The organism is Fontimonas sp. FW305-C-3 (assembly GCF_058783185.1).
Genome location: NZ_JBYSYK010000001.1, coordinates 689,011 through 713,765 on the forward strand (window position 1 = coordinate 689,011; position 24,755 = coordinate 713,765).

Sequence of the window (24,755 nt, forward strand, 5' to 3'; positions counted from 1 at the left end):
TACAATGAATAGTCCTTATTTAATTATCAGTAGTCCAGGAATGGCAGATCCTTTATCCGAGGTCATCGCGTTGCTGAAGCCCGCGGCGGTTTTCTCCAAGGGCATCAGCGGGGCCGGACGCTGGGGCGTTCGTTACACGGCGTTCGAGCAGCCAAGCTTCTGCGCCGTGCTGGAAGGCAGCTGCCGGCTTGCGGTCGACGGCGAGGATCCGATCACCCTGCAGGCTGGCGATTTTGTGCTGCTGCCCGCGACACCGGGGTTCACGATGTCGGGCTTCGAACCGGTCATGCCGACGCCGGTCGATCCCAAGCTGACGCCGACCCCGCAGGGAGACGTCCGCCATGGCACCCGCGGCGGAAGGCCGGATGTGCGCCTGCTGGGCGGCTACTTTGTCTTCGCCTCACCCGACGCCGCGTTGCTGGTTTCGCTGCTGCCGGCGCTGATCCACGTCCGCGATGCCGAACGCCTGTCGGTGCTCGTGCGTCTGGTGGGCGAGGAATCGCGCGAGCAGCGATCGGGTCGCGAGCTGGTGCTCGCGCGCCTGGTCGAGGTGCTGCTGATCGAAGCATTGAGGTCGACGGTCGGCGAGGACACATCGCCGGGTTTGCTGCGCGGCCTGGCCGATGCACGCATCGCGCAGGCCATGCGGCAGATGCATGGCAATCCCTCGCGGGCCTGGACCGTGCCGCAACTCGCCAGGAAAGCGGCGCTTTCGCGCTCGGCGTTCTTCGAGCGCTTTACGCGGACTGTCGGCCTGGCGCCGATGGAATACCTGCTGGCCTGGCGGATGGCGCTCGCGAAGGACATGCTGCGTCGCGAAAATGCCGGCCTCGCCGAGATTGCGGAGCGGGTGGGCTATGGCTCGGCAAGTGCGTTCAGTACCGCATTCAGCCGCCACGTCGGCCAGCCGCCCGGTCGATTCGCTCGCGCAACGGTTTGAGTGGCGGGGCAGTCGCCGCCGGGCTCAGCGCAGCTGGCTGTCCTTGCTGCCGCTGCGGTTGTAGCCGCTGAAGGGCGTCGTCGCGCGGTCCTGCGCTTCCTGGCACTGCACGCAAAGCCTGACGCCGGGAATCGCCTGACGGCGGCCTTGCGGAATTTCGTCCTCGCATTCGGCGCAATGGCTCAGGCTTGGCCCTGTCGGCAGCGTGCTGCGGGCGCGCGCAACGGCATCCTTGATCGTTGCATCGATCTGTTCGAGTACCGCGCCTTCATTGGCCCAGCCGGTCGCCATCTTCCGTATATCTGTCCTGCGCGCAGCAGATTCAACCCTAATCCCGAATCGATGCCGGATCAACAGCTCGGGTAGTCCGATCAGTGCCGTTCGACTTCGCGTTCAGACACCGCAGCCGCGGTATTTCCCCAAGCATTTCGCACGTAGCTCAGCACAGCGGCAATTTCGCGGTCGCTGAGCTTGTGGCCGAATGGCGGCATGCCATAGGGCTGCGGATTGCCGGCCGTGCTCGGGCCGAAGCCGCCGTCGACGACGAGCTGGATTGCGTTGCGTGCGGAATCCGCGGTGACGACGCGATTGCCCGCGAGCGCCGGGTATCGGTCCGCCTTGCCCTCGCCCTGATCGCCATGGCAGGCGGCGCAATGCTCGCGATACAGCGGTGCCCCGGCTTCGAGCAGCAGTTGCTTCTCGCGCTCCGTCACGCGCAGCTGGCGCACCTCGCGCGCAGGATGCGCGGGCAGCGATGCGATGTAGTCCAGCATTGCGGCGATATCGCGCTCATCAAGATACTGCGTGCTGTGAAAAACCACTTCCGCCATCGGTCCACTGGCGACGGCGCGATCTGAAGTGCCCGTCATCAGAAGACTACGCATGTCCGCAAGCTCGTTGTCCGTCACGGCTTCTTCGCGCGCGAGGGGAAGCGCATCCCAGCCGAGCATCGGGATCGGCCCACCAGCATAGGCCGCCGCGCTGTCAAGGCCGCCGAGAGGAGTGCGTGTCGTATGGCAGGCATTGCAGTGTCCGAGGCCCTCGACCAGATAGGCGCCGCGATTCCATTGCGCATCTCGCTGCGGGCTCTCGACGAATTCGCCGGGGCGAAAATACATCGCGCGCCAGACCAGCAGCGCTGCCTGGGTGTCGAATGGGAAACGCATGTCCGCGTCTACTCGCTGGCGGCGGACCGGTGGCAGGGTTTTCAGAAAGGCGAAGAGGGCGTCCGCATCCGGGCGAGTGACGAGCGTGTAGTTGGTGTATGGGAATGCCGGGCTGAGGCGGCGCCCATCGCGCGACTTTCCGTAGTGCATGGCGCGCCAGAAGTCATCGGCGGTCCATGTGCCGAGACCGGTTTCCAGATCCGGCGTCAGATTGCTGCTGAATACCGTGCCGAACGGGGTGGCGATAGCACGGCCGCCGGCATACTCCGGCTGGCCAAGCTGGGTATGGCAGGCGATGCAGTTTCCCGCTCGCGCAAGATAGCGGCCGCGTTCGATCAGCTCGGGCGAGTCGGCAGCTTCGCGCGCAGCAGCCGGCTGTGCGGCAAAGTGCTCGGAGAGCTCGGGGCGCGCAAGCCACAGCGCCGCGATCGCGATCAGCGTCAAGGTTGTGGCGACCAGCAGGACCGTTCTGCGTTTCATGGCACGCCCCCGCATTCGATCGGCAGGGGGGCAGCCAGCGCCGCGGCGGGTGCGTGCGGCTCAGGCACCGGGCGGCTGGAGATCCATGCGGTGACCGCATCGATCTCCGCAATCTCAAGACGCTGGGCGATCTGCCCCATGCAGTCCGGTGTTCGCGCGGCGCGGACGCCACTGCGCCATGCGCCGAGCTGCGCGCGCAGGTAGTCGTGACCGAGCCCGAGCAGGCCAGGTATCGAAGGCTGCACACCTAATAGCTCGGCGCCGTGGCAGGCGCTGCAGGCCGGAACGCCGCGTGCGGGATCGCCCGTTTCGACCAATCGACGCCCGAGCTCGATCGTCGAGGCGGCGAGCGCCTGCGGTGGAAACGGCGGCGCGGCGTTCTGCGCGCTGTACCAGGCGGCGATGTTGCGCAGATAGTCGTCGGACAGCCACGCCAGCAGCTGCTGCATGACGGCGTGATGCCGGCGACCCTCGCGAAAATTGAGCAATTGTTGATACAGATAGCCGGCCGGCTTCCCGGCAATGGAGGGGCTGTAGCCTTCCTGGGAGGACACTCCATTGTCACCATGACACGTGGCGCAGGCCTTCAGACGGTCCCGCATGTCGTCGCCGGCCGCATGCAGCGGCTGCGTGAGGGTCAGCAACAGGAATCCGCACAGGCGCAGGGCCTTCATGACGTCATGCTCGTCGGCAGCTGTTCGAGGGCTGCGATTATTGCCTCAACGCGTGCCGACGGATACCGGCAGAAGCCGGAAAAAAACCTATAGCAGTTCCGCTCAGAAGCTCGATCCGGGCTGCTTGAGGAACTCCAGCTCCTCCGGCGTCGACGCACGGCCGAGAATCCCGTTGCGATGCGGATATCGGCCGAAGCGGGCAATGATGGCCTTGTGGCGGAGTTCGAAGTCGTAGTTTTCCTTCAGGCCGTGTTCCCGGTAGAGCGCTTCGGCGACTCCGTGGATCACCATGGATTCGCTATGCATGTATGGCAGAAACATGAAGCCCCGTTCGCCTGGCGACAGTCCGAGATGCGCATCGCACGAAATCGCCTCTTGCGCCAAGGCGAGCGCCATCGGATCCTGCGCGAATGCCAATGCCGAGCCGCGATGAATGTTCCGCGAGAACTGATCGAGAACGATGATCTCGGCAAGCCGGCCGCGATGTGTCTCCCGCCACGGGAACAGCTCTCCCTGCGCCGCGCTGCGAAGCGTGCTCGCAAAACGCCGGCGCACGATTTCATCGAACGCCGGGTCGGCGGCCCACCAGGATTTCGGATCGATCTCCTCGAACCAGAATGAAAGTACGTCTGCGGACATGGACCTCTCCGGTATTCGTGTTGTCACGCTTCAAGCTGGGCGCCGCGCGCGGCTGTGCCTGTACACCCATTCCTCCTGGGCGGTCGTATCCGGTACCGGGACGCGCCGTGCGGCACCGAGCAGGCGGAATGCCCTGGCGGGCTCGACGCCAAGCTCCGCCAGGACACAGGCGGCGAGCAGACCGCTGCGGCCGATGCCTGCGCGGCAATGAATCGTAACGCCGCTTCCGGTTCTCAGCATGTCTCCGAGGCCCGCAGCCAGCTGCATCGTCGCGCTGGCCGATGATGGCACGCCGCGGTCGGCGATGGGGTGCGAGATGAACACAAGCCCATGCCGCTCGCAAAGCGCAGGCTCCTCGGTCAAGTCCAGCTCCTGAACCTCATGCGCTTCCAGCAGGGATACGACGACGGAAATTCCCATCCTGCGATAGCCAAGGATCTCGTCCAAAAGCCAATCGCCGGCGCGGGGGCGCGGCATGATCGCCAGTCGATGCGGCGCGATATCGCCGATCCAGAATAAGTCGGGTCTCATTGTCATTGTCATGTCCGATGGTGTTCAGCCAAGCGTCAGTCTCGAAACATCAAGGTAGCGCCCTCGCTGATCGAGCCGCCCGCCGTGAACGCATTTGCGTTCACGGCGCGCCGTCATCGCGCCCCACCAGAATCATTGACTCGATTGCTTATGGACAAGCACCGCCAGCCTTTCGCACTTGCGCCCGACGATCAACATTTGCTGATCCAGCTTGCTTTGGACGAACACCCGCCGATGGCGTGCTCCGAGCAGGTATTCCGGCTCAGAAAGGATGGGCTGCTGGAGGAGGGGCCGACGCGGTACTTCGCGAGCCAGAAGGCCATCCGCATGCTGTTCGGCGTGGATCGCAAGGATCTTGCGGAGACGCTCGACACCTGCGCAATGCAGTAAACGTCAGTACCGCAATTTCGGATACCAATTCTTCGCGCGGCCTGCGGGCGTCAGGTCCAGAATCGACCATAGCGACGCAATGTCCGGCGCATCGCGCGGATCCTGATCCGGATCGGCCATCTCTCGCGTCATCTCGCTCGCCCAGAACAGGCGAATGCCGTCGGCGTGCCGGCGGAAGACCGTCAATGCGGGATTCTCCGATCCATCGTCATTGAGCAGGCCCAGATCCCTGGCGTAGTCGTCGCCGACCGTCTGCACAAAGTCGAGATCGCGCCAGCCGCGCTCCTGCGCGAACTGGAATTGCCGGCTCACCGGGCTGCGGCCGAGTATCTTCAGCGCGACACGCTGCTTGATGTCCATCGCATTGCCATTGACTGAGCCCAACCAATTCGTGCACATCGGACATGGGCGGTCGCGTTGCGGGCCATACATCCAGAAATAGGTGACGAGCGTGTCTTTGTCGCCGAACAGGTCGGCTAGTCCAACCTCGAACGCATTTTCGTCCTTGAACCGGTAGTGGTTCGGAATCAGCGGCCCCGGCGGCAGTGCCTGCCGTTGCTCCGCTAGGCGAGTCATGTGTCGGCGGAACTCGATTTCCTCCGCCAGCAGCGCCCTGCGGGCTTCGCGGTACTCGGCACTTTCGCCCGGGAAGGGGCAGTGCCCCTTGGCAGCGAGCTGCTGTGCAGGGGTTAGGGATTTCCCGGCCATCGTCAATCTCCTTTTTTGAAACCGCTCAGCGGTCGCTTAGCGACTCGCAAGCGGATGGGGGTTGCCGGCGTCGATCGAGGTTCTCTCGTGCTGGCGCGAACCGAAGATGTGCGAATACGCCCAGGTGAACTCTGCACCCATCAGAAAAATCTGCGCCGAGTAGTACACCCAGACCAGCAGAGCGACCAGAGACCCGGCGGCACCAAAGCCGGTCGCGACCGCGCTGCGGCCAATGTAGATGCCGATCAGCACCTTGCCGATCGTGAACAGCAATGCAGTCAGCGCGGCGCCGATCCAGACCTCGCTCCAGCGGATTTTCACGCGCGGCATGATCTTGTAGATCATCGCGAACATGCCTGTCGTCAAGGCGAAACCGAAAGCGATGTTGAAAACGTCCGCAACCGTTTCCCAGCCGACGAACCAAGGGGCCCACCATTTGCCGATGGCCGAAAGCGCGGCACTGAAGATCAGCGACACCATCAGGATGAATCCGATGCCGAGAATCATGCCGAAGGAAAGGAGCCGCGAGCGGAGCAGCGTCCAGAGTCCGCCGGGCCGTCTCTCAAGTGGCGTGCGCCAGATGCGGTCCAGAGCATCCTGCAATTCGCCGAATACAGTCGTGGCACCAAGCAGCACGAGCGCGGCGCCGATCAGGCTCGCGATGAATCCGTCGGCCGGCTGATTGACGCTTTCCAGTAGTGACTGGACCGCCAATGCGCCTTGTGCGCCAAGCAGGTTGTCGAGTTGACCGGCGATCTCGCCCCGAGCGGCTTCATCGCCGAAGACCAGACCGGCGATCGAGATCACCAGCAGCAGCATCGGCGCGATCGAGAATGTCGTGTAGTAGGCAAGCGCCGCGCCCATGCTTTGCGCATAGTCGTCGCTCCAGGCTTTCACCGTCGTCCTGACCAGCAGGAGGCTCTTGTTTTTCAAATTCATGCGCGCCACCCATCGAGTCAGCAGCTGGCTTTGTGAAGGTGTCGACTTCGCAGAATGCGGACACCGCTAGGAGGGTCCGGACGGTGGAAAATCGCAGCAAGCGACATGCCTGGATTCCCGCGAGACGCGTCATTCTTTGGTGCGCGTACTCCGCTTGGCGGTGGAGCGTGTGCGTATGGCCTGCTTCTTGGAAGCGCCACGCTGCTTGGCTTCGTCCAGTGAATGGGTCTGTTTGAGCGGACCGGCTCCTTCGGCCTCATCGCTGAGGCGTTGATAGAACCGATGCAGCGTTTCGAGTTCTTCCTCGCTGAGATCTTCGATATTGATCAGATGATTGCTGGCCTCGTGATGCGAGGCCAGCAACTCGTTGAGCTTGAGGTGCAAGGCTTGCGTTGCCTTGTTCTGCGAATGCTGGATCAGGAAGACCATCAGGAAGGTGACGATCGTCGTGCCGGTATTGACGGTCAGTTGCCAGGTCTCGCCGTAATCGAAGACGGGGCCAAGCAACCCCCAGACGACGACAGCGACCGCCGCCACGACGAACGCAGGCGATGTGCCGAACACCCGATTGGCGCCGTCCGCAAAACGGTCAAAGAATCCAAAGCGTTTGCGCTTGTCCATCGCCGGCTCTCCATTGCACGCCTGAACGTCGCGGCTAAGTTAGCGGAGTTGTCCGTCGCGGCGCTGAACAGCGGCGCTCTTGGATTGTCGCGTGTTGCTGATATAGTCGGGCACTCTCTCAGGGAAGAGAGTTGGGGGGCAACATGAATACTAAGAAGCTGGCTTCGGCTTATGCCGACGCTGTACTCGATTATCTAGAAACCGGAATCGCGCAGGGCATCGTCTACAAGGATGATCTGTTCCTGCTCGCCGGACGCGGCGACTGTGAGAGCACGCCGCACCTTTGGGTCGACAGACATTGGCGGAAGTTCGTTCCGGGTCTTACGGTGTCGGCCGATCCGCTTGATCCGGAATTCAACGCGGTGCGCCTGCGCGCGCAGATCATCGAAAGGCTGGTTGCCAACAAGAAAGATTTGAGCCTCAGCCTTGGCGTCAATCGGATCAGGGCCAGGGGCGCGGTAAAACCCAGAGCGTCTGCGTCTGAAGTCGAAGTGCTGCCCGTTGTCGAAACGCCGCAGGAGTTTGCTGTGGAGCGGACGGTCAGCCGCTAGCCTCAAGACTGCTGTAGTCCCTGATCAGTGTATCGAAGCTGCTGAGCATCTGGACCAGATTCTGAGCTTCCGGTACGTGCGACTGATAGTCGAACTGGCGCATTGCCATCACACCTACTGAGCTGTCTTTCGGGAGGCTGCGGGTCGCGATTGACTCGCGCGCTCTCGGCAGAAACACTTGCTGAAGCCAAAGCTCGAACGAGGGAGCTTCAAGATAGGAGCGGATCTTGCCCAGCAGTTCGGGTGGTGAACTCGACCAGTAGCCTATCCGCCGCATCTCGGCTTCCACCGCATCCAGTTGCTGAGTCATCTGGGCGAGCAGGACATCCTGTCTGGAACTCATAGCTTTGCGATCTCCAGTATTTCCTGCCCCATCAGCACGCAGCCGGAAACCGGAGATGCGTAGTAGATGAAGCGCATGCGGTACTCGCCTTTGTAGATGTAACCCCAAACCTCGTATACGGAAAATTTCTGTTTGGGGTTGGCGGGGTTGCGAATCGACGGCAGTTCCTTGGCCTCGTCGGCAATCGAGATCCGGTCTCCCTCGCCGAAGTGCAGCGTCAGCAAGGGCGTGGCGCGGGAGATTGCGTCCTGCGCGCAGGAGGGTGTTTCTGCCGCGTGCACCGCGGCAGAGAAAATCAGAAGCGAGATGGCCAATGCGGAATGTCGAAGCATGAAGAAACTCCTGTCGGCGATGTCCATTCTCAGTCGTTGAAACGCTGCCGGATGCAGACTATCCAGATTGCGCTTAGTCTCCCTTGCGCTTCGGCTTCCCTGCAATCTCGGCCAAACGCGACGTCGCTTCGCGTTTGCCCATCTGGCGCAGCGCCGCAATGGCAGCCAGCTGATCTGCACGCGGCCTGGTGCGGCCTTGTTCCCAGTTAAAGATGGTTTGCCCGCTGACGCCCAGAATCTTGGCGGTGTCCTCGGCGCTGAGCGCCAGGCGCGCGCGCAGGGTCTTAAATCCCTTGGCGACGAAGCGAAGCTTGGTGCCGCTGTCCGCGGCTGCCTTCGATGGCTTGGCAGCTGCGTTGTTTCTCCTCAGTGCGGCCACCTCCTTCTGCAGCGCTAGCACTTGCTTGCGCAGTTGTGCCAGCTGACGACGTTGTGAGGTGCTTGCTGTCCGCAGTGGACCCACATGCTGACGAATAACTTTTTTGGACAGGCGAATGATTTCGCTCTTCAGCAAGACTGCAATATCGGACATGAGTCGTTTTGGAAGTAGCCGGGGGGACCACTAGTATCCGGTATATCGCATAAGGACGACGATCGATTGCCCGTCAGGCGCTCCCGCCGATAAGAAACCTCGGGACTTTTGCAGTCCCGAGGCGATTTCTCTACGCAGCTGCCGCCGCGATCCTGCCGAAGCTGCCGCTGTTGAAGTCTTCGATCGCTTCGGCGATCTCGGCATCGCTGTTCATCACGAACGGCCCATAACCGCGGATGGGTTCGTTCAGTGGTTCGCCACTGAGTAACAGCAGGGAGACCTCGTTGTTGGCTTCCACGAGGACATCCGCGGCTTCGCGATCCAGCACGATCAGTTGCCCTTCACGCGCAATCTCGGTGCCGTTGATCTCCACTGTGCCGCGCAGGACCACCAGCGCCAGCGTGCGGCCTTCAGCAACCGGCAGGCGAACCATGGCGCGCGGCTGAAGGCGAAGATCCCAGACATCCATCGGGCTGAAGGTCCGTGCAGGGCCCTTGTGTCCGTCGTACTCGCCCGCAATCACGCGGACGCGGCCCGCGTTGTCCGGAAGGTCGACACTGGGAATCTCGCCCGCCAGCAGGGTCTGATATCCCGGCGTCGTCATCTTGTCCTTCGCCGGCAGGTTGACCCAGAGTTGCACCATCTCCAGCGTGCCGCCGCTGCGCGCGAACGTTTCGGAATGGAACTCCTCGTGGAGGATTCCCGAGCCCGCGGTCATCCACTGCACATCGCCTGCGCCGATGCGGCCACCTGCGCCGGTGGAATCGCGGTGCTCGAGCTCGCCTTGATAGACGATGGTCACGGTTTCGAATCCGCGGTGCGGATGCTCGCCGACACCACGACGATACGGGGTAGGGGCGAAAGCCGCCGGCCCGGCATAGTCGAGCAGCAGGAACGGGCTCAGCTGCTCGCCCTGGTTCTGGTAGGAGAACAGCGAACGCACGGGGAAGCCGTCGCCGACCCAATGCCGGCCTGGGGTGCTGTAGACGCCGAGAATCTTCTTCATCGTCCTTCTCCAATCTGGGAGCCTCGATGAGGCTCGTGTGATGAGCGATACATTAGAATCGGAACGATCATCGCGATAGATGCGAGTTTGTATACTCAGCGTTCTATTAAGAGAACGATAAGGCACTTCAACATGCAAGACCTGAATGACCTTTATTTCTTCGCTCAGGTCGTCGAACACGGCGGTTTCGCGGCGGCCGGCCGGGCCCTGGGGCAGCCAAAATCCAAGCTGAGCCGACGCATCGCGCTGCTCGAAGAGCGGCTTGGTGTGCGCCTCATCCAGCGCTCGTCGCGCCGGTTTTCCGTGACCGACGTCGGCCAGGCCTACTTCGCGCACTGCAAGGCGATGCTGGTGGAAGCGGAAGCCGCGCAGGACGCCGTCGACCTGACGCGTTCCGAGCCGCGCGGCGTGGTTCGCCTGAGCTGTCCCGTCGCACTGCTGCATGCGCGCGTCAGCACGATGCTGGCGGACTTCATGGTCGCGAATCCGCGCGTCGATATACATCTGGAGGCGACCAATCGCCGCGTCGACGTGATTGCGGAATCCATCGATATCGCGATCCGTGTCCGCTACCCGCCGCTGGAAGACAGCGATCTGGTACTCAAGGTATTCGCGCAGCAAAGCCAGTGTCTGGTCGCGAGTCCGGCGCTGCTCGAGCGTTACGGGCCGGTGAGCACCCCCGCGGAACTCAGCCGGCTACCCAGCCTGGACCTTGGTCCCGCGCAGCCGGATCACGTCTGGCGGCTATTCGGGCCAGACGGCGCGGATGCAGCAATCCATCATCATCCGCGCATGGTGACCGACGACATGGTTGCGCTGCGCAGTGCTGCCATTGCCGGCGTCGGCATCGTGCAACTGCCAACACTGATGGTGATCGAGGATGTGAATGCGGGGCGTCTGCTGCGCCCCGTGCATGGCTGGGCGCCCAAGCAGCACGTCATTCACGCCGTTTATCCGTCCAAGCGGGGAATGTTGCCGTCGGTGCGTGCGCTGCTCGACGATCTGGGGCAGAGATTCGAATCTCTGGCAGATGACTAGGCGGGGCAGCGAATCTGCGCCCCTTGCGATCAGCCGTGCGCTGCTTCAAAAGGGGGTAACAGGGCAGGTGCAGTGGCGAGCGCTCGAGGGCGTGGGTCGCTGCGCGGCAGGTTTGCATCGATCTGTCGGGGAGCCAAAATCCCCGTGTCGGCAGCCCAGCGCGAGTGCCTCCAACTCCTATTAGTAACTTATTAAAGCGGTTTGATAATCGCGATTGAAGGTCGCAGCCTAGACATCTTTCGCCATGGTTCCGGTGGGGCTGGCCTTAGTTACTCGCCGCATAGACGTACCTGTCATGGCGGCATGCACGATCCTGTATCGGTTGGCCTCCATGCCCTTTCCGGTAATCGATTTGATAGTAGGGAAGCTGCACTGCGTTACATCAAAAACGCTAGTACTTTCGCTTGGCTCGATGCCCACCAGAAGGATGGGTAGCGTGATCGAGAACTTTGCGGCCTCCAGTTCCCGAACGGCGCGCTCATGGTTCGCGACGTTTGAATCGATCCTCTGTGCAAAAGCCGCCATCGGAACGACCGAGAGGCCGAAATCGATGAGAGACTGAGAATAAGCGGTCTGAAACTTGAAGATGTCGCTATACCAACGGCTCATGTTTCCAAACTGCACTTCCGTCTGAATGCGAAGGCCCGCGAACTGTTTTCGAAAGTCTGCCTTCAGCGCCGAACCCTTGATTCCGGTCGCGGGCGGATGGTATTGCCAACCTTTATCGACTACGAAAACACGATCGAAGTAGGTGTTCAACAATTGCTGCACGACGTGCAGGCCAGCATTTGATTCACTCTTGCCGCGATACTCAAACGATGGCGCACTCTCAAGAATGCCGCGAATCTCACTCCAGGCGTTGCGGTACTTCTTGTTGGTAAGAATCTCTTCCGCGTGTCGGTAGCTATGAATTTTATAACGCACCCAAGCGTCCTCGCGGGCAGTGCAAAGTTGCAGGAAGCATTGGCATGCTATTAGCCGGGAGCTTGACGCTTTAATGGGGGCGACTGCTCGCGTTGCTGACTGCAGGCGACGTTGAAATAAGCCCCGACCAAGAGGCCCGCCAGTACACGCGAATCGTACTGATAAAATTTCTTGCTCACAGCCGAAAGTGTCTCAGACTGCCCGCCGGTCGCCAGTTGTGCCACGAGATTCGCGATCCAGACCTGTTTCAGATCGGCGGCGGCCTTAACAATCAGGTCCGCGGCGCGTCCGAGCTCGTCTACTACCTCGTAAGGAGTCATGCCTTCTGCTTTGCGAGTCCATACAGCTTGCAGCAGCGCACTCTCAGTCCGACTCAATACGTGATCAACAATTTCACTCGACTGTCGAAATGACTCCGACAGAGATGACCAGGATGAATGCTTCTTTATCTGATCGATCACTCGGCGATCAAGTTCGATCTGGCGGTACTTCTTGGAAGCACCGAAGAAGAAGCGGACATCCCATCGCATGCCGTCCCCATCGGACGCATTGGACAACTCAAATCGCATGCCGCTTCCGAATCGGAGCCCTGGAAGCGCTGCTTGGAATTTTCGTGTTTTAGAGTATCGGCTCCCCACCTTATCCGGAGCCATAGGCGATGCCTTTTGCTTCGGCTTCGGTAGTCGTGCCTCGAGCGTCTCAAATGCAGGAATCTTGCCCGGCCGTGTTCCACGAAAGCAGTGCGCCAAAAAGTACGTCATGACTGGGGGGATTGCGTTCCCCACCATCTTTAGCCGATCCGAGTGGGAGTCGCCATGGAACTCGTAGGTGATCGGAAATCCCTGAAGGGAAGCGCGCTCGCGCACAGAGAGCCGACGCACTGCCTTAGACTTCCGCGGGTCGGCAATCACTATGCTCTCGCGCGATACACGCGTGCACGTAGCCGTAACTGTGCGAGACGGCTTGCCGAGGGGGTCGGGAAAGGCCATGACGTTGTAAATCGGATGGTATTCCTTAGCCTCCCGGTTCATGCGCGCCTCTTCGGCCGAAAGCGGCGCCTCCCGTTCCAATCCCGAGACAGTGTCGCGCGGCAACTCGATGCCGTAGATCGGGTCGCGAACGAGCTCAGAGGACAGTGCCTTAACTACGCCGCCCAGGGTTCTCGTGGGCTGCCCATCGCGGTAGCTCATCAGCAGCTGCTCATCAAAATTGCCTGCGAGCATGCGGCGCCGACGTTGAGGCAGGCCGAACTCCTCCATCTTCACCACGGTAATGACGGAGAACAGCTTCGCGTAGCGCGATAACGAACCCCCCGGTTTTAGTTCTGCTGTCAGGATTTGCGCTACCCGCGGCACGTTCTCCATTGCCCAGCATCGAGGCTTGAGCCGCTCGACGATATCCAGGAAGCGCCGGATATCGACAAGGCCATCCTCAATGTCGCCTCTACCGCCGCGATTCGAATACGAAAATTGAGTGCATGGCGGGCTTCCCACGATGTAGTCCGCGCGATCCGGAAGTGACTTGATATCCAGCTTCCGAATGTCTGCAGGCGATGTGCTCAGACCGAAATTGCAGTTGTAGGTATCCAGCGCCGTCGTCCACCACTCGAAGGACTCTTGAACCTTAATCCCTGCCAAGCGGAATCCGATCGACCAGCCACCGACACCGCTGTAGAAATCCAGCACGGTTTTCATCTGCGGCCTCCCCTTGGGCCCGTCGTCGCCGTCAGCAGGGGGAGCTCACCCTGCAGCGCCTTCTGGTATTGATCGATATACGCCCGCATCGCTTCACGCACTACCCGAGACGCAGTCGTATCGTTCTCTCGGCAGGCGCGAACGAATGCATCACGAAGTACCGCATCGACTCGAATTCGGAGCCCTGCTTCATTCATGTGTGGTCACAGTGGATGCACAGCGTGTATCCCCAGAATATGCTATCCGCCTCAGTGCTGGCAACGTCAGCAAAGCTGAGCTCTAATTCCTGCGGAAAGTGGATAGAAAGTAACCAAAATGCGTAGGCTTACCGCAATTCCAGGTCTGCACTTAGAGGCGACACATCATGCTGGAGCCATCCTTTCGCACGACATGCCGCTCGCCTTGGACGAGCTTGCAGCTGTACTGGCGCCCTTCAAGATTCAGAAGCGGGAGGTAATCCAGAGCGGCGGCGGCGAGACCACGATTACTCAGCGGTTACGAAACGCGCTATCGGAAATAGGCTGGCAGAAAAAGAATGTCCGCCAGGAGCATATTGTCGACAGGGTCGAGCTGCCTTCGGAGTCGCACGAAATCGATCATTTAAAAGCCTTCGAAGGCGGGCGCATCGCACTCGAAATCGAATGGAACAATAAGGATCCATTCTTTGATCGCGACCTCGAAAATTTCCGCAAGCTACATCAGATCGGCTATATCAGCGCCGGAATCATTATTACGCGCGGTCGTACTCTTCAGGAAAGGTTGCCCGAGGTATTCATCGAACATTATTCAGGCATTCGCTCACTTGATGACATCGAATGTACGGCAAAGCAAAAGATTCAAATAAGGCGCCGTATGGAGCGAGGAGTGACTTTGGGGCAAGCGGCCGGCGCCATACTTTCTGCTCACAAATTCGGGGCAGCGACCACTCACTGGAACAAGCTCAGCGTTCGTGTGCATGAACGAGCCCAGGGAAAGCCATGCCCGCTCCTAATGATTGGGATCGAGATCGGGAAAATTGAAGACTTCAACGCTACGATACGCGTCGAAACAGGCCAACTCCCTGTTGCGCCCGACGAAGTCGCTGAGCAAGAGGAAATTGACCCAGAATAAGCGCTACGCCGTTCGGGTCGCCTCTCCCGATCGACGACTGCAAGAATGCCTAGAGTTAGCTTTGATTGGATTCAAATAATTTCGATCAGGATGCATGGCTGATGAGATGAATTCCGGAATGAGTTGTTCGCTCCAGATCGATCGGCAGCGCGCGAGGCCCTAGATGGGACCGAAAGCGAGACGTTGCAAGGGCGATTGCGGCCCCCAACTGTCGACGACGTCAAGTGGTGCTAGCGATTGCTCGGTTGGATGATAGAACACGTATCTTGCGACGCCGTCGCGCTCTGTGCGTGCATAGAAACTACAGTCTCCTACCGTTGAGCCGGCGCGGGGAACTATCCTCAGCAGCGGAAGCAGACTCAGGCACGTGGCCTCGTCGTCTGCGTAGAGCGCAAGCGAGTTGGATTCGACTGGTTTTTCCAGTGACAGCACTAGCGGCTCGCTCAATTTGCTACCGCGCAACACGTTGCAACTTAGTGCGTACTTTCCGCGAGTCAACGACATTGCTCCAACGGAGACCAGTCTCGTGACACTCCACATCGCACGCGTAAGCTGCAGATACTCGCAGAGAATATTGTCGAGCTGACGGTTGGCACCTTCGATGTCGGCATTGGTGAGATGCCCGCCGTGCCCGGTTTTCTCGTTTCTTAACTCGTTTGCTCTGGCGAATACTATTGCCAGTTCTTGATTCGAAAGCGTTTGAGGGATCAGCAGCGATCGATCAGCGAAGCCAGACCGAATCGCGTCCGCTTTATTCACATCCCCTTTTGACTCGCGAGCGCATGCGTCGCGAACCTCCGAGGCGTACTTGTCAATGATATACCGCCAAGTGCCGATCGATGCTCGCGCGATAAGTGGGTTCTTTCCACTCTCGTCAGTTGCCAAATGATTCACTCGCGAAGACAGCGACTCGGAGTAGAACCCGCTAAGTAGCCACGTCGCGTGAAGAATGAGCGCGGCTTCAAAGAAGTGAAGCAACAGCTCCATGCGCTCTTTGGTATCTAAACTGACTTGCCATGCGCAAAGAATCGCGGCGAGCGGCGCTGGAAGCGACTCGATCCGCTCACTGATCGAACTCTCAATCGAGTCGGCTGCCTTGGACGCCAGTATCCGGTCAACATCCTTGAGTTCAGCTAAAGCTGGTCGGCTCTGCCCCTCGGTGCCCCAAAGGGATTTGGTCTGATCCGGCAATCGATCATGAAGCGCATCTAAACTGTTCTTGATCGCTTCTGCCGTAGCATATCCATCGACGACATACGATTGCCGCGCTTCGGAAATGAGCGCTAGCGGCCACAATCTCAGAGCGTCGACAAGCCGGGAAGCGTTACGCGTCGCGGCGTGAAACCCTAGACCTGCCGGCGGGCTCAGCAAAGCTCTTTCTAGGAATCGAAGTGTGAAACTCGAGGACTCGAGTTCGATTGCGTGCCATCCACCGTCAAATGTCTCGTCAGCACCTATCGTTCCGGCGATTCGGACAACACCCCGCGCCGCATGAATGATGAGCGCCTGACTCTCGCGGCATTCTACCACTTCATCTGAGTTCTTAAGTGCCCGTAAGATGCAGTGAGCACCGAGTGCGACTACCTCTGCGTTCGAGCGGGCTCCGAAAACGGACATGTCAATCCACTCGCGGGTCACAACCGGCATGAACAGAGCTAGCCAGGGCACTATGCAACCTCGGGTGAGTCCGTTTGCACTGAGATCTGAACCGATTGCCGCCGCCGTGGCGATTCTACTCAGTGCGGTTTGATCTCCCTCAGAGGCCAGAACGTTAGTGATTGGCGCTGACTGCTCCTCGAGGGAGAGCTTCCTGCAAACGACGACGACCCGTTCTTCGCCTAAAATCGTTTCCGTCAAAGTGCCGGAGTAAAGGCGTAGCGGGTGTTTCGAGAGCAGGTCAAGGGCACTGCGGCCTGACGATGTCTGGAGCGAGTTCGTGTCTAACTCAACCACTAGGACAGCGCCGTAGCGAGCTCGTTCGATGCAATGAGCCAGGTCGGCAATCAGGTTTTCCTTCCCAGATCCGATAACGACGACAAGTCCGCAGTCCCACTCAGCGACCTCAGGTGCTGGGGAAGGATGCCAAAAGCCGCTCGTCTCATCTCTGATCCCATAACAAGCGCGATACTCGAATCCGGCCCAGTCTTCATGGGCGAGGGCGGACAATTCCGGCGTGCTGCCCCAGAGCAGGACGCGCTCGAGATTTCTGCGCCGCAGTTGCTGGACGAGCTCCCCAAGCGCCCGACTAGCCATTGTCCCTTGACGGAGCATTACCACTCGAGGCTTGAAGTGCCGCTTCACTGCTTAGAACGGCCTTTGGCCAGCGCTGGACTGCCCAAGAAGCGAGTATCTGCGCTCGGGCCCTAATTGCCTTTGCATCCCAATTCTCGGACGTTCCACAGGCTCGTGCCGACTTGAACATAGCATCGTTGCGATAGAAGTCTCGAACTACAATCCACGGCGCGTTTCTCTTCTGGGAGTTGGCGTTGCGGCTGAGGGGGACGAGGTTCGCCCAGACGTCCACCAAAGCGACGTGTTCATCGCTCTTCACGCTCCAGCCGTCGCCAAGGGTCTGCGGCATTACATGGTCGAGGGTGACCAGCTCGCGTGCCTGAAAGTCGTCAGAAATGGTGTCCCCGTCCGTAAAGGAGCGTTCGTACTCCATAACGACATACGTAGCCAGACTGCGGCCGTAGAGACTACGTTCCGCGACATTCCTTTTAAACTCCCCATCATCTGGGAAATCGATAGTCCTGCTCTTGGTGATCACATCGACGAATCTCGCAGGAGCGCCTAAGGTCTCCTTCCACATTCCCTTGAAAACGGCGTGAAGGCCGGTCGGCTCATACCCGGCAAAGAAGCGTCGAATTAGGAACGATTCCAACAGTTGCAGATTGGCGAGATAGGTCTCCGAGCTTATGGTTTTCGCTAGCCACGCGGCGTGGAGATTGAAGAGAAACGGGTAGGTGCTGGAAGGGAGGCCCGAGCCCATTCTCCTGAGACGAAAAAACATCGCCTGCAATATCGGTTCGAGCCTCAGACCGGTCAGTTCTGCTGCGTTGCTTGAGTTGAACGCCAAGTACACACCCGCGTGCGCCTCAAGTTTTGAGATGATTGCTTCCGGCGTATCGTTGGTCCACTGTTCACGAAGTGCCGGCAATAATTTCGACGCCTTCGCCGTTGGCTTAGCTGCTAGGGCATAGGGGAAAAAGTAGTCATTGAAAAGATCAGAGGTCTCGAATCGCCGTTCTAAGGGCTGCCAATGAGCGTCGTAGACTGCGCGGGATTTGGTGTACTCGGTGTCATCTTTGAGCCTTCGAAAGATCTCGTTTCGCGCCAAGTCAACAATCTCCAATTTTTGTCCGGTCGCATTGAGAGTGTGAAATACCTGGGTTGGATCGTCAGAATCACTGAGCGAGATATTCACCACAATTAATCGCTCAAGCAGCTTCCGAAAGAGTTCCTCTGCACGAGCCAAGTTGAACCTGCTTTGCTCCAATACCATGGAGCTAACCCGCTTTCTGATGTGTGCGAACGCCTTTGACATGTAGCCTTCCTTGCCGCCACTGTCGGGCGGAAGGTTGATCTTGTTCGTAGCCGTATACGTCAGAAGCGCGTCTCGAAACTGTCGACTGTCGGCCACGGTTGGCATTAAGCGTGGCTGTCGGGTCGAGTCCGGCAGCTGCTCGAACAAATATCGTTCGACCTTGTTGACCAGCATCTGCTCTTCCGCCTTCGCGGCGAGCACTGCTAGGTGGAGGAGCATCAAATATAGGGTGGTTATGCGTTGCTGGCCGTCGATGAGCCAGTACTCACGGGGGCGGCCGGCTCCGCCATGGCTACGATCGGCCACGAAGATAGCTCCAATGAAATGGGTGTCATCCTCCACTGCAAGGTCGATCTCCTGGATGTTCTCGAAAAGAGCATCTATCGTTGGGCGGCTCCAGACGTAAGGTCTCTGGAAGATCGGTACGTGATAGAGCTCTTTCGCGGACAGGACACGATCAAGCTCCATCGCGTTCGCTCTAATGTAGTCCGTTGCAGGCATGTCCTACCTCTTTTTCAGAATCATCGGGTTCACGCAGTGTGCACGCAGCCAGGATTGCTCGCGGCTCCGGTTTCTGCGGCAATCTTACAGCCGTACCACGAGGCGGTCACGGCCGCCAGAACTCAGTTCACGAAACGCAACTTGCCAGCGTGAATGGTTGTCACTTGTTAAGTGCTACTCAGGTTAGCTATGACCCATCAGAAACAGATATAAAGCTGTTCAAGAGGGGGCGAACTTAATCCTACGCTGCGCCAGTCTTGATTCGAGAACTCGTTCGCATCGGAACTTTTCGGCGCCGAACTTTGGCGAAAATCGATTCGATGTGAGGTGTTAGCCGACGTCCTGCCCGTGCGGATTCTCAGCTAACAATGAGCTTGTTCAAAGCTTGCGAAAACTCCGTGCTCCGAAGTCGGCAAAGGCGAGACCGAGCTTTTAACTAGATGCATCCACGCAAAGTGAACGCGCGAGCAGCCTCGATCGATTACGCCACCTTCAGTGGCTCCAAAATCTTGCAGAACTCGACTCGCTGCGACATGCCTATTGGCCTCGGCGCGGTGAGCCACGTAGTTGAATCTAAAGCAGCGTGGCGGGAGGGTCATCCCTAAGACGAGCTTTGAACTCATCCTTAATTGGGAGAACAGACTCGTAAAGTCGATGGTATGCGTGTCCGACAGCTCCACCAAACAATCTCAGTTTCGGCCGAAGGTTGTGATCGCCGGCGGCGAGAATATGTGTCGAGGATATTCCTGGATATGGGTCGACATAGATGATCTCGGTGATGCCAAGCTGGTAAGCCTTCTTTGAGCACAACTCGCAAGGGCTTGCTGTGGTGTATAGCTGACCACCTGATATTCCACTATTGCCGTACTTCGCGAGCTGCATGAATGCATTTTCTTCCGCATGAAGCGCTCGCGTGTGAACCTGATTTTCCTTGTCAGTTACCGCGTTGTAGGCATCCTTGAAGCAGAAAGGGCAATTTAATCCGGAAGAAACTTTCAAGGGGTTTGCATTTGCAAACTCCTTGGCGATGTAAGTGCGAAACTTCGTATCGGTTTCTTCGTAGTGACTGAAAGCGAGCTCGTCTCGCTCATTTAGAAGCGTGCTGGCATCTCTGAGAACACATGAAACTTGGCCGCGTGGTACGTCGTTCCAACCCACAGCTTTTATGGAAAAATGAGAGTCCGTAACTGCGGCACCTACCTGCCTGGAAATGCATCCGCTGTTTAGCTTTGCCACAAACGCCAACTGCATGCAGCGTTCATCTGCCGTGGGAGTGACAAGTCCCGGCCTGAGGATGAGCGCGACATAGCGGATTAGCTGCTGATGCAGTTGAGACTTGCTGAGTTCGATCTCATCAGGGCGTCCATTGTTATGAATAAACAGGTCAGATTTTTGAATGCATTCCTGCAAATTCTGTGAAACAAATGTGTCGTAGCTTCCGAGAGATTTTTTTGAGTACTCTCTGTTGTCGAGAGATTCAATGTCGCGTTTCGCCATTCCAGAATCAGAAAGTCGTAGCTGACGATTCTCGTCCTTCGTAGTGACAGCTATAGCGAAGAATGCTGCGAATTGATCCCGGAGGTAGACAAGCTCAAGTGGGTTTCGTACTGCGTCAATCGCGACTCGAGTGCTGGAAATGTTTCTGCGACGATCGTCGCGGCAAGCCGCCTTGGCGAGCCGCTTGACTCTAGTTATGAGAGTGAACAGCTGAGATGGATCAATTGAAGTATTGATCGCGGAGCCGCTTTTGCGGATATTGTCACCGAAGGTTTGGAACGTAGAGGCGTAAGTGGCGGAGCCGAGGGAAGCTCGAAGCTTTGGCAACGCATCGCTTAGGGGGCCCGAGTAAAAAAGCCACGCATCTGCGGCAGCTTCCTCGTCGTGCCCTGCGCCGACTAGTCGAGAGAATGCGCCATAGTTTTCGTGCCCTCTTAACTCATCAAGTTGGTCACATATGGTGGGTATCGATTGAATTGGCTTCGATCCCTTTAGCTTCCCCAGAAAAATTTCAATGTCCTTTCTGTTTTCTTGAAGCAGGAAGCTAAAAATTACAGTTGATACGGTAAGGACCTTAAAGGGCACCCATTGAGCTTTGGCGAAGCTCAAGCAAATGTCGAACTTTCTGCTCTCAATTGGGCTCAGGCCAGACTTAGTGACGGAAAGCGCCCCGATCGGTTTTGCTAATGCGTTGGCAGTCGTTGTGCAACCGCTGCCGGTTCTTCCGGTGAGGGCCAATACGAGCAGATCGGTACGTTCCGCATAGGCTTTCTCAATTGCTTGCGTCAATTCCCTTGGCATAGATCCCCCTGATCGCCCCCAAGATATCAACTACGCACTTTACAGTCATTCAATGGCCTAGTGCTCCTAGTCAGCTTGCTGCCCGTCCTCGCGCATGTGGGGGAAATGACAAAAGCTTCTGAAGTTAGAGTCGCCGTCTGAGATTTGCAACTTCATTATTCAAGGTGCAGGCAGGGCATTTCGTAGGTGCGCGACAAACGTAGAGATACTGATAATCTCGTTGGGATAGTGGCCTTCAGAAGTGTTGTGCAGTTTGGACAGTGGCCCGTGTAGATGCCGGGCCTGGTAGGAGTTGCCGGAAAGTTACTCGGAACCGTGGCACGGGCTTGTCCAGTCGCGGTTCTAATGCCGACATGGCAGTGTTACGAGTGGCGGACCGTCTCTAGCGACTGGTGTTGATAAGCGGCCTGCTCCTTGCTTCAGAGTTGGCCGCAGCGATATAACTCTGGTGGAGGAACCGGGCTCAGAAAGATACCTGGCGGGGCAATCGGCTAGAAGATGTCTATGGACCGTCGCCCAGAAGTCCCGCAGTTCGGCGGTTAACGTGGTCTTGGGGTTATTGGGAGCGGGAAAATGACCTGGCTAGCAGATCAAGTCAGCGACCCTGAATGGTGGTTCAGCGTTGTGTTTGCTGGGATCGTAGTAAGTGTAGTTGCAGGATTTATCAAGGACTGGATCGCTCGTTTGATGGGCGGGCTGTCGAGTCGGCTGAAGGCTCGTGCAGAAGCAAGAAAGCAGCAGCAGTTGCTACTGGTGGCAGCGCTTGCAGAAAATCCAAGCTATCTAGTCGTGGGGTGGTGCCGCGCAATACTTGTGACTGTCATGTTCATAGGCACCACTATAATTTTTCTGCTAATCCCGCAGTATCAAGGTCATCAACCCTGCTCTCCAGATGTTGCATGCGGGGCTATGCGAGCGCTTATATCTGTAACCGTATACCCATTCTTTGGGGGGCTATCAATTGCCTCTGGGTATAAGGCAACGTCGCGCCTCAGCCTCTTGGCACTAGCAGTCAAGCAACATAGCGAAAAGAATGGGCTTCCGAAGCTGCCCTAGGTAGATCATTGGATTTGCGTGCATGCCTCGGCTGCATCTCGGGCTGGCGAGGGGCACACGTCGCTGTTGCCGACACGGAGATTTCGCATCCCCGTTCTGAGCGGCCCCGCTGAGTGGTCGCCGCTGTTTCTAATGAATCTGATTGACGTCTTGTAACGAACTGCGCTGTGCCCACTTCTCGTCGTGGTATCCGCGATCACGCATGACCGCTATGAAACTTTCAGTGCCGGCCAGAAAGAAGGGTGCAGCGCATAAATAATCGCTTGCCGATTTTTTGTCACTCTCGTCTTAAGTATCTCCATGTTGTATCCCACATCATAAATGTACTGAACATCGTCAGATTGATATCGAATTCCCAGGAATCCGTAGTACAAAAGAAAGTCAATTACCGGTTGAACGCGATCGGTAACTATGCCGTGCATTTCAAATAGAACGGTCAGATCATCTGGTGTGAACGTACTTCTTTCCCCAAGAAACTGGTAGATAAGCCGTTTCGCCGATGGCTCGATATCTGTCAGCTCATGATCCGCATCAACGAGAAGGTCATTCGAAAACGCATATAGACCGCGTTCGATGTCGTGCTCATTGATCTTGTCATGCTGAAGGTTTACGGCGAAGCCGCGGCATGCGTTGAAGAGCTTCAACAAGTAACGAGGTCGCATCAAGGATCGATCGATCATCAATTGCGAAGTCTCTTCCCCCTGATAGTGAGAAACGCATAGTGTTTGCCATATCGCGTCAAATGGCATATCTGCAAGTTGGGGTGCTTGACGCAGTCTCTTGCAAAGCATTGATCTCAGGAGATCTGGATCGCTCCAATCTAATGTTGCACGAGACTCCTTGCCGAAATCGGCAGATTCATCCATGAGGAGCTGATAGACATCGTTTCTCACGAACACAAGCGCGTGAAAATCAATTCGACCTTTGACGAGATCGCGTTGCACCTTTCGAGCGGCATCTATAAGACAACGGAGGATCGTTACGTCACCACTTGTAACCCCGTGCGTTGACCAGCCCTTGTCTAAGTTGTCGAAAAGCAACCAGACCTCGTTCTTGTGCTTCAAGTAAGACAGTAACTGCTCCTTAACCGAGCGAATATCTCGAGAATGAAGAAACGCCGTTACTTCATCAGCGGTAAGTCGCTTCGAATCAACATTGCCGTATCGCGCCCTGAAGTCAGAAGTGATGCTGTCCGATAGGCGCAATAGCCGTTCGGAGAAGTCTCCTTCAGAAACGGCTGGTCCGTGATACGCCTTTTTGAGCGCGCTATATGGCGCATACAGATCATGATCACGGAGGTGTAAATCTGCGTCCTTATCTAGAACCTTGTATGCGATCTCGGAATAGAGCAAGAATTCCCAAAATGCGGTCACGAGATGATGCTTGGCCCCAGCAGTCAGAAAATCCAGCACTTCTTCCTTAAGCTTTAATAGTTGGTAGCCCTCAGGACGTAAATCGACAACGACATTCGACCTGTCGGACCGTTTGTGGTCTCGCAGTTGTGCAAAGAGTGCGGTCTTGCCAGTTCCTTTGCGGCCAACAATTAAATTAACCTCACCCCGCGTCGCTCTATTGAACTCGTCAGTCTGCAGGTAGTAGCTACCTAGAGTCTGAAACTCATTTTCTGCCATTGGATCTCCTACGCTAAGAGAGCCAAGAGCATTCTGTAATGGCAGGGCTGCAGTTGTTCCGGCCTGCATCGCTTCATACACAGAAAGCGAGAACTGATGTATGTGCTCAGTAATATCTTCTGGACGGGCATACCGCTTAACAAAATCACGGACATCCAGCGGAGCGTTGGGTGCTTCCTGGCTTTGCAGTATCAATGTGGCTTTTTCGAAACCCAAGCTGAGGCCACATACGAATGCTGCGCGGATGTTGTGAACCTCAAAATCTGCCATTCCAGGAGTGATTAATGGAACTATCACTCCATACGAAGCAGCCACATGGTGAATTGCATCGCTGGCAGAGAGACGCAAGTCCTCTGTTGGAGTGAAACTTCTGAAAAAAAGACGCGCTTTTTTGACGCGCGACTTTATATGCGTCATCACATGCCCTTGGCCGGGTGTTTCCAGAATATAGGCTGGAGTTGTGCCGTTGAGGGGAGTAATTGTGTTAATGGGGTTCAAGTCTTTGATGCTAGAAATCAATCTGGCCAGACTTTTCGGAGAGTCGTAACTCTCATATCCCAGAGTATCGAAGATGCCGATCTTATTAATTCGGTCCGAATCAATCGTGAAATCTTTGTTGCGTACAAGGTATACGCGCCGCCCTACGCCGATCGCGTATCCGATCTCAAAAGTGACGTTAAAGTTTAACGATGTTATGTCCGCGACTAACAGATTTGTCTCGCGGAGGCCCTCGAAAATTGGCGCAGTTAGGGGGCGGCCTGCAATGTCATTCTCCTCCCAGCCGGTGAAGAAACACCCTCCCGTTGAGTTCGCAATACGGATTCCTTCTTGAAGGCAATTGACGGCCTCTTTGGGGCGCGATGCGTAGGCGACAAATCCAACGATTTTCTCCACGACTTACCTCCCACGTTTGCCAACAGCAAGCGTACTGCTACCGTATTCCACGCAACTTCATAACTTGAGCGCGCTCCCCACGTGTACTTTCAAGTCGAACAGCAACAAATCGTTCTATCAACGCCCCCGAATAGGTCGACTAGACTATAGCCCCGTTTTGTTCGGTAACATTACTCCGGACGCGCAGGGAAATGCACACAAGCCGCCCTG

The 24,755-nt window shown here is 57.5% G+C and carries 23 protein-coding genes; 5 read left to right on the forward strand and 18 right to left on the reverse strand.

Features of this window, described 5'->3' with window-relative positions; all coding sequences use genetic code 11:
• The first annotated feature begins 40 nt into the window (after positions 1–40).
• Positions 41–940: an AraC family transcriptional regulator gene (locus tag AC3WUF_RS03125; protein WP_492422323.1), complete on the forward strand. Its 900-nt coding sequence runs from the start codon at positions 41–43 to the stop codon at positions 938–940.
• A gap of 24 nt (positions 941–964) precedes the next feature.
• On the opposite strand, the gene AC3WUF_RS03130 is transcribed toward AC3WUF_RS03125, so the two are convergent.
• The 5 genes from AC3WUF_RS03130 to AC3WUF_RS03150 form a co-directional block, all read right to left on the reverse strand.
• A complete protein-coding gene (locus tag AC3WUF_RS03130) occupies positions 965–1,231 on the reverse strand; it encodes a DksA/TraR family C4-type zinc finger protein (protein ID WP_492422325.1) in 267 nt (88 codons plus the stop codon).
• A gap of 80 nt (positions 1,232–1,311) precedes the next feature.
• Complete coding sequence (locus AC3WUF_RS03135) at positions 1,312–2,586, reverse strand: c-type cytochrome (protein WP_492422327.1); 1,275 nt, start codon at positions 2,584–2,586, stop codon at positions 1,312–1,314.
• Complete coding sequence (locus tag AC3WUF_RS03140; protein WP_492422329.1) at positions 2,583–3,260, reverse strand: c-type cytochrome; 678 nt, start codon at positions 3,258–3,260, stop codon at positions 2,583–2,585. The genes AC3WUF_RS03135 and AC3WUF_RS03140 overlap by 4 nt, the downstream gene beginning before the upstream one ends.
• Positions 3,261–3,362: 102 nt before the next feature.
• Positions 3,363–3,899, reverse strand: a complete 537-nt coding sequence (locus AC3WUF_RS03145; RefSeq protein WP_492422331.1) for a DUF924 family protein — start codon at positions 3,897–3,899, stop codon at positions 3,363–3,365.
• A 30-nt stretch (positions 3,900–3,929) separates the two neighbouring features.
• Positions 3,930–4,430, reverse strand: coding sequence for a phosphatase domain-containing protein (locus AC3WUF_RS03150; protein WP_492422333.1), 501 nt, complete (start codon positions 4,428–4,430; stop codon positions 3,930–3,932).
• An 84-nt stretch (positions 4,431–4,514) separates the two neighbouring features.
• On the opposite strand from AC3WUF_RS03150, the gene AC3WUF_RS03155 reads away from it, so the two are divergent.
• Positions 4,515–4,820: a hypothetical protein gene (locus AC3WUF_RS03155; protein WP_492422335.1), complete on the forward strand. Its 306-nt coding sequence runs from the start codon at positions 4,515–4,517 to the stop codon at positions 4,818–4,820.
• 3 nt (positions 4,821–4,823) lie between these two features.
• Here the strand turns inward: AC3WUF_RS03155 and AC3WUF_RS03160 are convergent, their stop codons facing one another.
• The 3 genes from AC3WUF_RS03160 to AC3WUF_RS03170 all read right to left on the reverse strand — a co-directional run bounded on the left by AC3WUF_RS03160 (position 4,824) and on the right by AC3WUF_RS03170 (position 7,088).
• The gene (locus tag AC3WUF_RS03160; protein ID WP_492422337.1) at positions 4,824–5,528 is read right to left on the reverse strand and encodes a DUF899 family protein; all 705 of its coding nucleotides are present in this window, start codon (positions 5,526–5,528) and stop codon (positions 4,824–4,826) included.
• Positions 5,529–5,564: 36 nt separating this feature from the next.
• The gene (locus AC3WUF_RS03165) at positions 5,565–6,467 is read right to left on the reverse strand and encodes a YihY/virulence factor BrkB family protein (protein ID WP_492423547.1); all 903 of its coding nucleotides are present in this window, start codon (positions 6,465–6,467) and stop codon (positions 5,565–5,567) included.
• Between the two features lie 129 nt (positions 6,468–6,596).
• Positions 6,597–7,088: a low affinity iron permease family protein gene (locus AC3WUF_RS03170; protein ID WP_492422339.1), complete on the reverse strand. Its 492-nt coding sequence runs from the start codon at positions 7,086–7,088 to the stop codon at positions 6,597–6,599.
• Between the two features lie 143 nt (positions 7,089–7,231).
• Between AC3WUF_RS03170 and AC3WUF_RS03175 the strand changes: the two genes are divergently transcribed.
• Positions 7,232–7,639: a hypothetical protein gene (locus AC3WUF_RS03175; protein ID WP_492422341.1), complete on the forward strand. Its 408-nt coding sequence runs from the start codon at positions 7,232–7,234 to the stop codon at positions 7,637–7,639.
• Here AC3WUF_RS03175 and AC3WUF_RS03180 read toward each other — a convergent pair.
• From AC3WUF_RS03180 to AC3WUF_RS03195, 4 genes are all read right to left on the reverse strand, one after another.
• A complete protein-coding gene (locus AC3WUF_RS03180) occupies positions 7,629–7,982 on the reverse strand; it encodes a YqcC family protein (RefSeq protein ID WP_492422343.1) in 354 nt (117 codons plus the stop codon). The genes AC3WUF_RS03175 and AC3WUF_RS03180 overlap by 11 nt on opposite strands.
• On the reverse strand, positions 7,979–8,341 hold the full coding sequence (locus tag AC3WUF_RS03185) for a hypothetical protein (RefSeq protein ID WP_492422345.1): 363 nt from the start codon (positions 8,339–8,341) through the stop codon (positions 7,979–7,981). Before AC3WUF_RS03185 ends, AC3WUF_RS03180 begins: the two co-directional genes overlap by 4 nt.
• A gap of 46 nt (positions 8,342–8,387) precedes the next feature.
• Positions 8,388–8,846: a helix-turn-helix domain-containing protein gene (locus AC3WUF_RS03190; protein ID WP_492422347.1), complete on the reverse strand. Its 459-nt coding sequence runs from the start codon at positions 8,844–8,846 to the stop codon at positions 8,388–8,390.
• Positions 8,847–8,976: 130 nt separating this feature from the next.
• Positions 8,977–9,852 (reverse strand): pirin family protein, encoded by an 876-nt coding sequence (locus AC3WUF_RS03195; protein ID WP_492422349.1) that lies wholly within the window; start codon positions 9,850–9,852, stop codon positions 8,977–8,979.
• A gap of 132 nt (positions 9,853–9,984) precedes the next feature.
• Between AC3WUF_RS03195 and AC3WUF_RS03200 the strand changes: the two genes are divergently transcribed.
• Positions 9,985–10,890: a LysR family transcriptional regulator gene (locus AC3WUF_RS03200; RefSeq protein WP_492422351.1), complete on the forward strand. Its 906-nt coding sequence runs from the start codon at positions 9,985–9,987 to the stop codon at positions 10,888–10,890.
• A 228-nt stretch (positions 10,891–11,118) separates the two neighbouring features.
• Here AC3WUF_RS03200 and AC3WUF_RS03205 read toward each other — a convergent pair whose 3' ends face one another.
• Entirely contained in the window at positions 11,119–11,814 is a 696-nt protein-coding gene (locus tag AC3WUF_RS03205; RefSeq protein WP_492422353.1) for a BglII/BstYI family type II restriction endonuclease, read from the reverse strand.
• A gap of 50 nt (positions 11,815–11,864) precedes the next feature.
• On the reverse strand, positions 11,865–13,508 hold the full coding sequence (locus AC3WUF_RS03210; RefSeq protein ID WP_492422355.1) for a DNA cytosine methyltransferase: 1,644 nt from the start codon (positions 13,506–13,508) through the stop codon (positions 11,865–11,867).
• Positions 13,509–13,823: 315 nt separating this feature from the next.
• On the opposite strand from AC3WUF_RS03210, the gene AC3WUF_RS03215 reads away from it, so the two are divergent.
• A complete protein-coding gene (locus AC3WUF_RS03215; RefSeq protein WP_492422357.1) occupies positions 13,824–14,618 on the forward strand; it encodes a BglII/BstYI family type II restriction endonuclease in 795 nt (264 codons plus the stop codon).
• A gap of 159 nt (positions 14,619–14,777) precedes the next feature.
• Here AC3WUF_RS03215 and AC3WUF_RS03220 read toward each other — a convergent pair whose 3' ends face one another.
• The 4 genes from AC3WUF_RS03220 to AC3WUF_RS03235 all read right to left on the reverse strand — a co-directional run bounded on the left by AC3WUF_RS03220 (position 14,778) and on the right by AC3WUF_RS03235 (position 24,545).
• The gene (locus tag AC3WUF_RS03220) at positions 14,778–16,784 is read right to left on the reverse strand and encodes a hypothetical protein (RefSeq protein WP_492422359.1); all 2,007 of its coding nucleotides are present in this window, start codon (positions 16,782–16,784) and stop codon (positions 14,778–14,780) included.
• Between the two features lie 79 nt (positions 16,785–16,863).
• The gene (locus AC3WUF_RS03225) at positions 16,864–18,666 is read right to left on the reverse strand and encodes a DUF262 domain-containing protein (RefSeq protein WP_492422361.1); all 1,803 of its coding nucleotides are present in this window, start codon (positions 18,664–18,666) and stop codon (positions 16,864–16,866) included.
• A 573-nt stretch (positions 18,667–19,239) separates the two neighbouring features.
• Positions 19,240–20,952 carry a hypothetical protein gene (locus AC3WUF_RS03230; protein ID WP_492422363.1) on the reverse strand — a complete coding sequence of 571 codons (1,713 nt, stop codon included), beginning with the start codon at positions 20,950–20,952 and terminating at the stop codon, positions 19,240–19,242.
• A gap of 1,277 nt (positions 20,953–22,229) precedes the next feature.
• Positions 22,230–24,545, reverse strand: a complete 2,316-nt coding sequence (locus tag AC3WUF_RS03235) for a P-loop ATPase, Sll1717 family (protein WP_492422365.1) — start codon at positions 24,543–24,545, stop codon at positions 22,230–22,232.
• Positions 24,546–24,755: the final 210 nt, after the last annotated feature.